This window comes from Paraburkholderia sacchari (assembly GCF_000785435.2).
GTDB classification, from domain to species: Bacteria; Pseudomonadota; Gammaproteobacteria; order Burkholderiales; family Burkholderiaceae; genus Paraburkholderia; species Paraburkholderia sacchari.
The window spans coordinates 380,855-393,579 of sequence record NZ_JTDB02000004.1; the positions used below are offsets into that span (position 1 = coordinate 380,855).

Here is a 12,725-nt window from a genome sequence, read left to right on the forward strand (position 1 = left end):
TTTGTATCACCTCAAGTCACACCCGCTATCTTTCTCATGCGACGACTCCCGCCGCTCAACGCGCTCCAGATTTTCGAGGTGGTTGCTCGTTGCCGCAGTTTTACGCGTGCGGCGGACAACCTGTGCATCACGCAAGGGGCGGTGAGCCGCCAGATTCTCGCGCTGGAGGAATATTTCGGGTTTCCGCTTTTTATCCGCCACGTAAAGGGGCTCACCCTGACGTCGGAGGGGGAGCGGTTGCTGCCCACCGTCAAGGAAAGCTTTGCGCGCATCGAGGAGGTTTCGCAGCGCCTGACCCGGCAGCGTACGGGGCTGGCGCTGAAGGTGCCGACCTGCGTCATGCGCTGGATGCTGCCGCGAGTCATGCGCTTTCAGGTCGACCACCCAGACCTTCAGGTGCAGATCACGACAACCTGGCAGCACGACGTCGACTTTCTGGTCGAGCCATTCGATGCGGCAATCGTCTATGGGTTCTCGCCCGGCGCCGAAGTCTGCGCGGTTCCCTTGTTCGAGGAACGGCTGACACCCGTGTGCTCACCGGCGCTGATGAAAGACAAGCCGCTCGGGAGCGCGGGAGATCTTGCGCAGCACACGCTGCTGCACCCGACCCGCGATCATCGCGACTGGAAGCTCTGGCTCGATCATGTCGGCGCGCGCGATGTGAGCCCCGACGCCGGGCCGGAGTTCGAAACGCTCGATCTGGCCACGAATGCGGCCATGCAGGGCTTTGGCGTGGCACTCGGCGACCGGACGCTGGTCAGCGAGGATGTGAGCACGAAGCGCCTCGTCCTGCCATTCGATGCCGCGATAGAAACAGGCGCGCGCTACTATTTCGTCTATCCCGAGTCCGCCGCGCAGCAGCCGAACGTGAAGATTTTCAGCGAGTGGATTGCAAAGCATCGGGAATAGCCGCATTGGACGCCCCATGCGATGTCAACGAACGACTCGCCGATGGCGAAAAACGGTTCGCGAGCGACGTGTTCCGTGTTATTCGCCGTTGCCGCTCACCCGGTCTGCTTCGGCGCCTGCGTGTTCCGGCGCGTAATCGCCGAGGGTGGCGACCGATTTCGCATACCGGCTAATCGATGGAAGCGCCGAGAGCCCGTGAGCAACGATGCTGAGAAGCACCGTGGCCATGACCGTGAGCCTGATCGTCGGCTCGCCGGGCAAGCCCGTTTCGCCTTCCAGATAGACGAGCCCGAGAACGATGGACGCGAGCCCTCGCGGGCCGAACCAGCCCATGAACAAAGTGGTCGACCGGCTCAGATGGGTGCCTTTCAGTGCGATGGCCACCGGCACCATGCGAATCAACGTCAGGCTAAGCACGCCGTAGCCCACGATCGCGAAACCGAACTTGGGCACGACGCCGGTAACCATCAGGGCGAACAGGAAAAAGACGAAGTAGTTGAATAGTTGCCCCCACTCTTCGGTGAATTCGACGCTATGCTTGCCGACTTCGCGGAACGCTACCTGCGTTGCGAGCCCTGCGACGAAGGCTGCGATGAACATGCTGGCGCCGGTGCTCTCCGCCGCGACCACGCATGCGAAGGGCAGGGTGACCACGCCCAGCTGCGCGGCTGCATCGGCCATCCAGCGCCTGCGCTGCGCGAGACTGAGCAGCCAGCCGCCGGCGAGCCCGATGCCAAGACCGATCAACGCGCCGTAACCCAACTGCTCGAGCATGAAGCGCGCGAGGACCGTGCCGCTTCGACCCATTTCGCTCGCCTCGGCCACCACGATGAAAAACATGAGGAATGGCACGGAGAGTCCGTCGTTGAGTCCCGCTTCCACGTTCAAAGCCTGGCGGATTCGCGCGGGAACCTGCGGACTGTTCACGATGATCTGACCGAGGCCTGCATCGGTCGGCGCGAGGATCGATGCGAGGATGCCCGTCTCCGGCCAGCTCAGCGCCGGAAAGACGAGCTTGGCGCAAAGCATGCCTAGCGCGATGGTGAGCAGCATGCCCACGCTGAGCAGGCGCGAAGGCAGATTGGCCTCGCCCTTGAGCATCGAAAGACGAACCCGCGAAGCGTCGGTGAACAAGGTCATTACGAGGCCCAGTTCGGCCATCATGAGCAGATCGTGGCGGTCGATCGTGAGCTCGTAAAGCGCTTCACGAGAGAAGTGCATGAGCGCGCCAGCAACGGCAAATACGATCGGGGCCGTGAGGACCGTTCGCTCGAGACGCCGGGATAACAGACTGTACAGAAAGACAGTTGCTATGAATGCAGAGATGATGGCCATCGATCGGCTCCTGCGTGCGTGGGCCGCGTCGTTGTCGACGGGATGCGGGCCTCGTGTGCGAACACGGTGGCGCCATGCACCATTCACGCGCAGGTCGCCCGAGCATCGCTTGATTCACATCAGTACTTGCGCCCTCTCGGCGCGGGCGGGCTCGGTGGCCCAGCGCCGATTTCAGTAGTTTTCATATTTTGCTGAAATATGGATGGCGGCCGAATCCCGGCATCAACGGCACCGCCAATGGCACGGGCCTTCGCCGGGTAAAATGCGCATCAACGGCGCGGGGCTAGTCTCCGGGTCGAAAGAACACGGCGGGAACACGGCGGGAACAGCCAGGAACAGGGCGGAGGCGCGGCAAGGTGGTAATCGATTATTTTTTGGCGATTCGGGCATTTCTTCAGTCCGCGGAGTTGGGCAGCTTCAGCAAGGCGGCCGAGCGGATCGAGGTGAAAACGTCCACGGTCTCGCGCTACATTTCCGAACTCGAAGCCGATCTTGGCGTCTCGCTGTTCAATCGCTCGACGCGCGGCCTCACGCTGACCGAGGGCGGACGCGTCTTCCGCGAGCGCGCGCTGCGCGTGATGCAAAGCCTCGACGAGGCGCGCGAGGCCGCTTCGTCGCTCAATAGCGCGCCGCAGGGCGTGCTGCGCGTCACCATGCCGACTTCGTTCGGGCGCAGGCACGTGATCCGCCATTTGCCCGAGTTCATGGCGCGTTATCCCAAGATCAGCGTCGATGCGATCCTGACCGACGAAATCGTGAACATCATCGAGGCCGGCATCGACGTGGCCGTGCGCATCGGCGTGCTTCCCGACTCGCAACTGATGGCGAAGCAACTCGCCACGCACCGGCGCATCGTCTGCGCGAGCCCCGAGTACCTGTCGCGGCGCGGGCATCCGGCCACGCCGGCTGAACTCGCCTCGCACGAGGCCATCCGCTTTCCGCTGACCGCCGAGGACAAGTGGGTGATCGTGAGCCCCTCGGGCCGCAGCAGTTCGGGCGAAGTCACGGTGAAGCTCGGCGGGCGCTTGCGCGTGGACGACACGGAAGCCGTGCTCTCGCTCGCGCTAGCCGGCATGGGCGTCGCGCTGCTGCCCGAATGGGCCGCGGGAGGGGCGCTGCGCGAGGGCAAGCTCGTGCGCCTGCTGCCCGGCTGGGAGGCGCGCACCTCCACCGCGACGCCCGGCGTGTGGGGCGTTTATCCGCCCCGGAAAACCGTCTCGCCGAAGGTGCGCGCGTTTCTTGACTTCTTCGCGGGGCTCTACGCGCGCGAGGGCTATTGGCAGGAGCCGTCCGCTTAAGGCGGCTCGGAGCGGACCCCGTTAGCCAGGCTTTAGTGCAGGTGCCGCAGCTTGTCCGGATTGCGCATGACGTAAATGGCGGTGATCTTGCCGTTTTCGATTTCCAGCGCGGTCGTCTGCAACTCCCCATCGGCCTCGAGCGTGACGAAGCCGGGCAGCCCGTTGATGAAGCCCGCGCGCACGAGCGTCGAGCCGTTCTTGCGGAACAGCTCCGCCAGATACGCGTGCACCTTCATCACCGATTCGAAGCCGAACAGCGGCTTGCCCGCTGCGGACCGCTTGCCGCCGCCGTCCGCATGCAGGCTCACGTCGGTGGCCAGCATGGCGCCCAGCGCGCTCATGTCGCCGCTGCGCGACGCGGCGAAGAACGCCTCTGCCAATTCCAGGCCGCGCGCTTTCTCCACGCGAAAACGCGGGCGCGACTCGCGCACATGCGTGCGCGCCCGCGCCGCGAGCTGACGGCACGCGGCGGCCTCGCGCTGGATCGTGGTGGCCACTTCGTCGAAGTCGAGGCCGAACACATCGTGCAGCAGGAACGCCGCGCGCTCGAGCGGCGAGAGCCGCTCCAGCGCGAGCATCAGCGGTAGCGTGACGTCTTCCTGATCGTCGTCTTCGACGACCGGCTCGGGCAGCCACGGGCCCACATAGGTTTCGCGCTGATGCCGCGCGGACTTGAGCTGATCGAGGCACATGCGCATCACCATACGGCGCAGGAAGGCCTCGGGCACGCGCACTTCCGTGCGATCGACCTGCATCCAGCGGATGAACGCCTCCTGCACGATGTCCTCGGCGTCGGCCACGGAGCCGAGCATGCGGTACGCCACGCGAATCAGCTTGCGCCGCAGCGGGGCGAAGCTCGCTGCAGCGTCGCCGGCGTCCCCTGCGTTTTCAGGGGCGGTCATGCCGGCGTCCGTCATGCGGCGGCCTTCGTTGCCATGGCTTTCGCCACCGCCGGATCGACCCACAGGCCGAAGCCAACCGCGAGGCGGTTCCAGCCATTGATCACGTTGATCATCAGCGTGAGCTTCACTTGTTCTTCCTGGGTAAAGTGGTCGTTGAGCGCGGCGCGGGCGCGCTCGATTGCATCATGGCCTACGGAGATGCGCGTGAGCGCCTCGGTCCATGCAAGCGCTGCGCGTTCGCGCTCGCTGTAGCACGGCGCTTCGCGCCAGGCCGAGAGCAGGTAGATGCGTTGCTCGGTCTCGCCTGCCTCGCGCGCATGGGTCGTGTGCATGTTAATGCAATTGGCGCAGGCGTTGATTTGCGAGGCGCGGATCTCCACGAGCGCGACGAGGCTGCGGTCGAGGCTGCCGGCAATGGCCAGCGAGGCGCCCATCCAGGACTTCATTTGAGCGGGGGCGGTGGCGAACGGGTCGAGCTTGGCAGTCATGGTTCCATCTCCTTCGGTTGGGTTCCACTGACATGACGAGCGAGCCTGGACCGTGTGTGACATCGGGGCAAAATTTTTTGATTCTTCCCCGATTTTTTGGGGGACGAAGGCTGATCGGCGCTCAACGGCGTTCGAACGCCACGGGTGCCAAGACATCGCGACCGGTCCGTATCAGATGTCATACAAACGCGCTATAAAGTATGCTATGTAATAGCATCGCTCGCCCCAATTTGTCCGCGACCCTGGCGGGCAGGCACGACGGGCGATGACTTCGGCATACTGGCTGCCGCCGGTGAAGACCTGCCGCATGATGCACCCGTCGACAGCGAAGAAGAGAAACAGCGCGATGCGATGATTGCATCCTGATTCAATGATCCGCAGTTCGAAGTAAATCACTCTAACGCGCAACAAAGTCCCGCTCAACAGGTTCAGGTCGCGGCCGCGCAAGGCGTGACCAGCAAAGACGTCATCAAGTCAGCTACGCCCGTTGCACCCGCAGCGGGCAATCAATCTATGGTCCGCCTGACTTTCGCAAGCGAGTCGGTGTTGACGTAAATTGGGCATGCGCAAATCTATCCGGGGTCGTGATGGGACCAGGTTCCCGCACCATGATGAGAGTCGCGCCGGGCAATCCTCAAAAAAACCTCAGCGTTCAAGCGCTGTTGTTTGCATCAGGTTGCTTGCCCGGCCGTTGAGCCGTTTATGTCTTCACGTATCTCGCGTCGCAAAACCAGGAAGTGACTCGGTACAACGGACGATATAAGCGACGCGGCGTCAGGCTGCTATGACAGCCTGTTCGCGTTGGTAGTGCGTGCCTTTGGCGAGGATGGCCCAGGCAATCCTCGCCAATTTGTTGGTCAGTGCTGTTTACGCCGACCGAAAATTGAGCCACTGGGGGCGCGGCACTTCAACAGCAATGCCCGCATCAACGAGGTTTTTCGTCATGGTCTGGCTTGTCGAGCTTCGCAAAGAATTCATCGCCATCGACATGATCTCCATTCTCGATTTGCTTTTGGCCGCTCGCCAGGACCACCTGTCACGCGACGACAGGCGCCTTCCCTGAGTCGAGCCTGAGTTGCATAAAAGCCAGATCGAGCCATGCGCCGAACTTCGTACCCACCTCCTTCATATGCCCCACATGCTCGAACCCGAGCTTCTCGTGCAGTGCGATAGAGCCAGCATTATTCGCCTCGATCCCAGCCACCATCACATGCTTGCCGATCGCGCGGGCCCGGCCAATTAGCGCTTCCATGAGCGCCAGGCCGATGCCGCGCCCGCGCTGGTCGTTGCGCACGTAGACCGAGTGCTCGACCGTATGCCGGTAGCCGTCGAAAGCACGCCAGTCGCCAAACGATGCATAGCCGAGCACCGCCTGCTGCTCGTCCACGGCAACCAGCACCGGGTAGCCGGCCTTGCGCCGGTCGGCGAGCCATGCCGTGCGGTTGGCCGCATCGACCACGGTGTCGTTCCAGATTGCGGTGGTGTTCAGCACGGCGTCGTTATAGATCGCCGTGATACCGTCGATGTCCTCAGGTCCCGCATCGCGAATGTTCATGGCCGCCTCTTCCTTTAATCCACTATAATGGATAAAGTGTATACGATAATAGACAACATAGATCAACGCATCGGCTCGCGTATTCGCGGCGAGCGCGAGGGGCGCGGCTGGTCGCTCACCGAACTCGCGGCCAGGTCCGACGTCTCGCGCGCCATGATCCACAAGATCGAGCGCGGCGAGAGCAGCCCGACGGCGTCGCTGCTCGCGAAGCTGGCCGGGGCGTTCGGCATGAGCATGTCGGCGCTGCTGGCGCTCGCGGAACTGGAAGAGGGGCGCCTGTTGCGCGCGGCGAACCAGCCGCTGTGGGTCGATCCGCAGAGCGGCTATGTGCGGCGTCACGTGTCGCCGAAGTCGGCGGCGCCGCTGAATCTCGTGGAAATCGACTTGCCGCCGGGCGCGGAAATTCCGATGCCGGCCTCGGCCTATCTGCACACGCGGCAACTAATCTGGGTGCTGGCCGGCAATCTGGTTTTTATCGAAGCGGGTGAGCGCCACGAACTGGGCGCGGGCGATTGTCTGGATCTCGGGCCACCGGGCGATTGCATTTTCAAGAACGAAAGCGCGCGCATGTGCCGGTATGCCGTGGTCGTTTCTCAGAAGGACTGATTGCGCGAGTGGAATCCCTTCCTTTCGTATCGCGTTGTGATATATAGTATATCACCGTGGCCGCAACAATATCGGCTGCAATCCGCCTTCACCTTCAGGTCCGTCATGTTCGATCCCTCGCTGTTCGGTCGCCTGTCCTTTGCCCGCGCTGAGCCTACCCAGGGCCGGTTGCCGCCGGGCCGTCATCACCTCGGTCTCGCCGATGAGCGCGACGCAGTGTTGTTCGTGCCGCCGGGCCTCGACGACGATGAACCCGTGGCGCTCTTCGTGATGTTTCATGGCGCGGGCGGCTTTCCGGAGAAGGTGCTGCCTTTTATCGAGGAACATGCGTGCCAGCACAAGTTTCTGGTGCTCGCGCCACATTCGATTTACCCGACGTGGGACATCGTGATTGGCGGCAACGGCCCTGATCTTGAGCGGCTGCGCGAGGCGCTCACGCGGGTTTCGTCGCGCTACCGCATCGATCCGGGCCACCTCGCGTTCGCGGGGTTTTCGGACGGCGCGAGCTACGCGCTTTCGATCGGCGTGACGAATGGCGATATCGTGAGCCACGTGATCGCATTTTCGGGCGGCTTTATGTCGATCTTCATGCAGGAAGGCGCGCCGAAGGTGTTCATCGCCCACGGTCTCGCCGACGAGCAGTTGCCGATCGAAACCAGCGGCCGAGCCAATGCGGCGAGACTGCGCTCAGCCGGATACGATGTTCAGTACATCGAATTCAATGGCTTGCATGTGGTTCATCCGCCTATTGTCAGCATGGCAATCGAATTCTTCCTGAAATGACGCGCGAGTCCGCTGCCGCAATGGCAGCGGCAACGAACGGGAGTCTTGCCCATGGATTTTGAAATACCGGAATCGCTGATTCATCCGTTGCTCGGAATGATAGAGACCGAATCGCTGCTCGCCATGCGGCTCAAGGAACATGGCGTGTGCCACGGCAACATGATCGTGTCGAGCAAGCTGTTCGACGCGCGCTCGCTCAATACGCTCTACGCGTTGAGCAAGACGCAGAACGAACGCATGCTGATGTTTCAGATGCTGGCGCTCGACAATATCTACAACGCGCCGCAGGCGCGCGTCATTCCGGCATTGGACCAGTTGGTGCCAGGCCTCGTCGCGTACCTGTCGCGCGACGCCATCGACGGCTGGCTCTACCAGCGCAACAAGGACGGCACGCTGCTGCCGTGGCTCGTGCACCGGATTCGCACGGTGGAGCCGGAGCAGGGCGCGCCTTATGTGGCAGTCGACATGCTGGCCAACACGATGCTGTCGGCCAATTCGGAGCTGACCGACTTTCACAAGCGCCGCTCGGGCATGACCACCTCGCTCGTGATCAATCGCCACGATATCGTCAACCGCACGATTCCCGAGTTGCTGGCCGAATTTGGCTTCTTCAAGGAATGCGCGGAGTTCAAAAACGAATACGAGCAACACGCGCAGCGCTTTCTGAAGTTTCAGCGCCGCTTTGGCGCGCAGTTCGTCGTGACGAAGGCCGCGTTCACGATGGGCGAGAAAGGTGCGGTGGAGTTGACGCGCATCGTCGACGGCGTCGTCGCCAAGTGTGTGAACGACGAGGAGCGGCTCGAGCGTCGCTTCGAAATGATTTGCGATCCTGAATTCTGGCGCGGCGCCGGCATCGCAGCAGGCTTCGAAAAAATTCCGCTGCACGGCTATGTGCACCTGTTTCATCTGGAATGGCATCGCGATATCTGGGTGCACGTGCAGCACATGCAAGAGTATCGCTACCAGCCCGAGTTGCGCGACAAGCTGGTGTTGCCGGCCCATCATCACGATCTGATCGACATCCTCACGTCGAACATGAACGTGTTCGTGCAGGACGTCGTGCCGGGAAAGTCGGGCGGCACGACGATTCTCTGCCAGGGCGCGCCGGGCCTCGGCAAGACGCTGACCGCCGAAGTCTATGCGGAAGTGGTTGGCAAGCCGCTTTATCGCGTGCATTCGGGGCAACTAGGAACCACGGCGGCCTCGGTGGGCGCGGCGCTCTCGGCCATCTTGCGGCGCGCGATGCGCTGGGACGCAGTCCTGCTGCTCGACGAAGCCGATGTCTATATCCGCCGCCGCGACAACGATCTCGAACACAACGCGATCGTCGCGGAGTTTCTGCGCACGCTCGAGTATTTCAACGGGCTGCTGTTCATGACCACCAATCGCATCGACGATGTCGACGATGCGATTCTCTCGCGCTGCATCGCGACGATCCACTACGAAACGCCGCCGAAAGCCGACGCGGTCCGCCTCTGGAAAGTGCTTTCGGATCAGTTCGGAGCGGCGCTCGGCAATGACTTGATCGAGACGCTCACGCATGCGTATCCGAACGCGAGCGGGCGCGATATCAAGGAGTTGTTGAAGCTCGTCACGCGCTATTGCAAGGCGAAGGCCATTCCCGTTTCGGAGGACGCGTTCAGGTTGTGCGCGAGCTTTCGCGGGCATGCCTGAGCCTTGCGCGTTTGCTGAACGACACTCAACCGCGCGCCTGCCGCCACTGGCGATATCGCGCGGTCAGCTTGCACGTGCGAAGCTGATCGATCACGAGGCTGTAGAGCGGCGAATAGCTGCGCCTTGGCCGTCTGCCCGCTGCGATGACGCGCAGCCGGCGCTTGACGAGCGCCATGGTCGCGAGCCCGGCCACGGCCTTGTCGCGCCATCCGACAACGGCCAGCGGCGCATCGACGGCTTGGCCATCGCGCCAGCGCTTGGGCAGATCAGGCATGCAAGCGAGCGCGCTCGCCATGGCGACCACGGCCACCGCTTGCCGGCGAATGCCGCCTGTCGTCATGACCGGCATGCGGGAAACCGCTGCAATCTCCTGTGCGAAGCTCAGGAAATACGCCTCGCGCGCGAGCGTGCGGCCGTCCGCGCTGCGCCTGAAAGGCTCCAGTGGCGTGCCGCGCTCCGGCACGACGCCGCCCGGGCCGGTCAGCGCGCGGCCGTCGATCATCACGTTGCCGGTGATCAGCAGGCCCGCCCCGCCCGCACCCCAGGCCTCGTAAAGGCGCCACAGCGCCGCGCCCGGAAGCTGGCCGGCGTCGGCCAGGTTTTCTTCCATCGCGGCCTTGGCGATGCGATTGGGCAGGGTGCCGCCGTTGGGCAGCGTGAGCGGAGCGAACAGTGAAGTCGTCATCGATTGGCCTTTTCAGCACGGGAGACGGGCGTGTGCTAAGTTTCAAGTTCACTTGAAGGTCAAGCACCATGCGGATCGGCGAATTGGCGGCGCGCACGGGCATGGCGGCCTCGGCCATCCGCTTCTGCGAGCAGAGCCGCCTGCTGCCGCCGGCGCACCGTGGCGCGAACGGCTACCGCATTTACGACGAGGCGGCCGAAGAGCGGCTCAAGCAGATTCGGCTCGCACAGCGGCTGGGCTTGTCGCTGGAGGACATGCGCGCGGCGGTCGAGGAAATGCAGGGCTTATCGAAGGAGGCGCTGCGCACGCGGCTCGACGAGCAGCGCGCGGCGCATGCATACCCCATCGATGAACAAACTCAGGGACCAACCCAAGGACCAGCCGCAATGCGCATTCTCGTGATCGAAGACGAACCCAAAACCGGCGCATACCTGAAGAAGGGCTTCGAGGAATCGGGTTACGCGGTTGACGTAGCCGCGGACGGCGCCGAAGGCTTGATCCTCGCGCGCGAAGAAGCGTACGACGTGATCGTGCTGGACGTCATGCTGCCGGCCATGGACGGCTGGTCGGTGCTCAAGGTGCTGCGCACGACGCACACAACGCCGGTGCTCTTCCTCACCGCGCGCGACGACGTGAACGACCGCGTCAAAGGGCTGGAACTCGGCGGCGACGATTATCTCGTCAAACCGTTTGCGTTCGTCGAGCTGCTCGCGCGCGTGCGCACGCTCGCGCGGCGCGGTCCCCCGCGCGAAACCGACGTGATGACGCTGGGCGATCTGGAGATCGACGTCACACGGCGGCGCGTGCGCCGTGGGGCGGCGCGCATCGACCTCACGCCGCGCGAATTCTCGCTGCTGCAACTGCTCGTGCGCCGCCAGGGCGAAGTGCTCACGCGCACGCAGATCGCTTCGTATGTGTGGGACATGAACTTCGATAGCGACACCAATGTGGTCGAGGTCGCCATCCGCCGCCTGCGCGCCAAGGTCGACGACGACTTTCCCGTCAAGCTCATTCATACCGTGCGCGGCGTGGGCTACGTGGCCGAAATCAAAGAGCCCGCCTGATGGCCGCGCGCTCGCTTACCGCCACCCTCGCGCTCTGTTTCGCGGGCACCACGCTCGCTGTGTTCGCGCTGGTGGGCAGCACGCTCTATTTCACGCTCGGCCGCGAGATCCGCCAGCAGGACGACCTCGACATCGTGCTGATCGCGCGCCATATGCGCCGGCTCGCTGCCGAGCTGCACAGCGCCGCGGACGTGCGCGAGCACGCCCCGCGCCTCACGAGCCAGGTGCTGGGCAATTCGGCGCTGGCGATGGAAGTGCTCGGCGCCGATGGCGCACTGCTCGTCGAGCACAACACGCAGGGCATCGCCGATGGCGAATTTCCCGCCACGCCACTGGCCTCGCGTCTTGGCGCGGCGCAGCGGATCACCGAAAGCGACGTGCACGAATGGCACAATCTGCGCGACGTGCCGGTGCGCGGGCTCGCCGCCGATGCGACGCTCGCCGACGGCACGCCCGTGACCGTAGTGATCGCGCGCGACATGACCGACCGCTGGCGCGTGCTCGACCATTATCGCGAGCGGCTCTATGCATACGGCTTTGCCGGCATGCTGCTCGCGTTCGCGATGAGCTGGCTGCTCGTGCACGAGGCGCTGCGTCCGCTGCGCGCCATGGCCGCGCGCGCGGAAACAGTCACGGTGGACCGGCTCGATACCGCGATAGAAGTCGATGGCGCGCCGCTCGAACTCGAAACCCTCGTGAAGTCGCTCAATGCGATGCTTGTGCGGCTGCATGGCGGCTTCGAGCGCATGTCGCAATACACGGCCGATCTCGCGCACGACATGCGCACGCCGCTGGGCAACCTGCGCGGCGCCACCGAAGTAGCGCTCGCGCGCGAGCGCACGGTGCCCGAATACGAGGCGCTGCTCGAATCGAATCTGGAGGAATGCGCGCGGCTCTCGCGTATGATCGAGAGCGTGATCTTCCTCGCGCGTGCGGAGCATCCGCAGTTCATGACCACGCTTGCCGAATTCGACGCCGTCGAGACGCTCACGCAGATCGCCGACTACTTCGAAGGGCTTGCCGACGAGGCCGGCGTGCGCATCCGCGTGACGGGCGAGGGGCGCTTGCGCGCCGATCGCGAACTGTTCCGGCGCGCTGTGAGCAACCTGCTCGCCAATGCGCTGCGCTATACGCCGCGCGGCGGCGAAATCACGCTGAGCGCGGAGCCGAAGGCCTCCGCGTTCGACGTCATCGTGGCCAATCCTGGGCCACCCATCGACGCCGCGTTGCTGGAGCGCATTTTCGACCGCTTCTATCGTGTGGACGCTTCGCGCCACAGCGGCCCGCAAGCGGAAGGCTCGGCCGGCCTGGGACTCGCGATCGTGCGCACGATCATGACGCTGCATGGCGGCACGGCGCGCGCCGAGAGCGACGCCGCCGCCACGCGTTTCATTCTTTCGTTTACGCGGCGCTGATGGTTTGCCAC

The 12,725-nt window shown here is 63.8% G+C and carries 13 protein-coding genes and 1 pseudogene; 9 read left to right on the top strand and 5 right to left on the bottom strand.

Annotated elements, in window-relative coordinates; all coding sequences use genetic code 11:
* The first annotated feature begins 36 nt into the window (after positions 1–36).
* On the top strand, positions 37–909 hold the full coding sequence (locus tag NH14_RS17300) for a LysR substrate-binding domain-containing protein (RefSeq protein ID WP_035525194.1): 873 nt from the start codon (positions 37–39) through the stop codon (positions 907–909).
* 78 nt (positions 910–987) lie between these two features.
* Here the strand turns inward: NH14_RS17300 and NH14_RS17305 are convergent, their stop codons facing one another.
* Entirely contained in the window at positions 988–2,244 is a 1,257-nt protein-coding gene (locus NH14_RS17305) for a cation:proton antiporter (protein WP_052147960.1), read from the bottom strand.
* 362 nt (positions 2,245–2,606) lie between these two features.
* Here NH14_RS17305 and NH14_RS17310 point away from each other — a divergent pair, with 362 nt between their 5' ends.
* Positions 2,607–3,542 carry a LysR family transcriptional regulator gene (locus NH14_RS17310; RefSeq protein ID WP_035525651.1) on the top strand — a complete coding sequence of 312 codons (936 nt, stop codon included), beginning with the start codon at positions 2,607–2,609 and terminating at the stop codon, positions 3,540–3,542.
* Between the two features lie 32 nt (positions 3,543–3,574).
* On the opposite strand, the gene NH14_RS17315 is transcribed toward NH14_RS17310, so the two are convergent.
* Complete coding sequence (locus tag NH14_RS17315) at positions 3,575–4,444, bottom strand: sigma-70 family RNA polymerase sigma factor (RefSeq protein ID WP_237179660.1); 870 nt, start codon at positions 4,442–4,444, stop codon at positions 3,575–3,577.
* An 11-nt stretch (positions 4,445–4,455) separates the two neighbouring features.
* Positions 4,456–4,932, bottom strand: coding sequence for a carboxymuconolactone decarboxylase family protein (locus tag NH14_RS17320; RefSeq protein ID WP_035525189.1), 477 nt, complete (start codon positions 4,930–4,932; stop codon positions 4,456–4,458).
* Between the two features lie 826 nt (positions 4,933–5,758).
* On the opposite strand from NH14_RS17320, the gene NH14_RS17325 reads away from it, so the two are divergent.
* The gene (locus NH14_RS17325; protein WP_161790838.1) at positions 5,759–5,995 is read left to right on the top strand and encodes a hypothetical protein; all 237 of its coding nucleotides are present in this window, start codon (positions 5,759–5,761) and stop codon (positions 5,993–5,995) included.
* Here NH14_RS17325 and NH14_RS17330 read toward each other — a convergent pair.
* A complete protein-coding gene (locus NH14_RS17330; RefSeq protein WP_035525184.1) occupies positions 5,969–6,487 on the bottom strand; it encodes a GNAT family N-acetyltransferase in 519 nt (172 codons plus the stop codon). The genes NH14_RS17325 and NH14_RS17330 overlap by 27 nt on opposite strands.
* A gap of 27 nt (positions 6,488–6,514) precedes the next feature.
* Between NH14_RS17330 and NH14_RS17335 the strand changes: the two genes are divergently transcribed.
* The 3 genes from NH14_RS17335 to NH14_RS17345 all read left to right on the top strand — a co-directional run bounded on the left by NH14_RS17335 (position 6,515) and on the right by NH14_RS17345 (position 9,550).
* A complete protein-coding gene (locus NH14_RS17335) occupies positions 6,515–7,093 on the top strand; it encodes a helix-turn-helix domain-containing protein (protein ID WP_035525181.1) in 579 nt (192 codons plus the stop codon).
* Positions 7,094–7,198: 105 nt separating this feature from the next.
* The gene (locus tag NH14_RS17340) at positions 7,199–7,876 is read left to right on the top strand and encodes an alpha/beta hydrolase (RefSeq protein ID WP_035525176.1); all 678 of its coding nucleotides are present in this window, start codon (positions 7,199–7,201) and stop codon (positions 7,874–7,876) included.
* 51 nt (positions 7,877–7,927) lie between these two features.
* Positions 7,928–9,550, top strand: a complete 1,623-nt coding sequence (locus NH14_RS17345; protein WP_035525175.1) for an ATP-binding protein — start codon at positions 7,928–7,930, stop codon at positions 9,548–9,550.
* A gap of 25 nt (positions 9,551–9,575) precedes the next feature.
* On the opposite strand, the gene NH14_RS17350 is transcribed toward NH14_RS17345, so the two are convergent.
* On the bottom strand, positions 9,576–10,235 hold the full coding sequence (locus NH14_RS17350) for a beta/alpha barrel domain-containing protein (RefSeq protein WP_035525174.1): 660 nt from the start codon (positions 10,233–10,235) through the stop codon (positions 9,576–9,578).
* A 68-nt stretch (positions 10,236–10,303) separates the two neighbouring features.
* Between NH14_RS17350 and NH14_RS33535 the strand changes: the two are divergent.
* The 3 genes and pseudogenes from NH14_RS33535 to NH14_RS17365 form a co-directional block, all read left to right on the top strand.
* Positions 10,304–10,552: pseudogene (locus tag NH14_RS33535) on the top strand (MerR family transcriptional regulator); the annotation flags it as partial.
* 69 nt (positions 10,553–10,621) lie between these two features.
* The gene (locus NH14_RS17360; RefSeq protein WP_035525649.1) at positions 10,622–11,299 is read left to right on the top strand and encodes a heavy metal response regulator transcription factor; all 678 of its coding nucleotides are present in this window, start codon (positions 10,622–10,624) and stop codon (positions 11,297–11,299) included.
* Entirely contained in the window at positions 11,299–12,714 is a 1,416-nt protein-coding gene (locus tag NH14_RS17365; RefSeq protein WP_035525172.1) for a heavy metal sensor histidine kinase, read from the top strand. The genes NH14_RS17360 and NH14_RS17365 overlap by 1 nt, the downstream gene beginning before the upstream one ends.
* Positions 12,715–12,725: the final 11 nt, after the last annotated feature.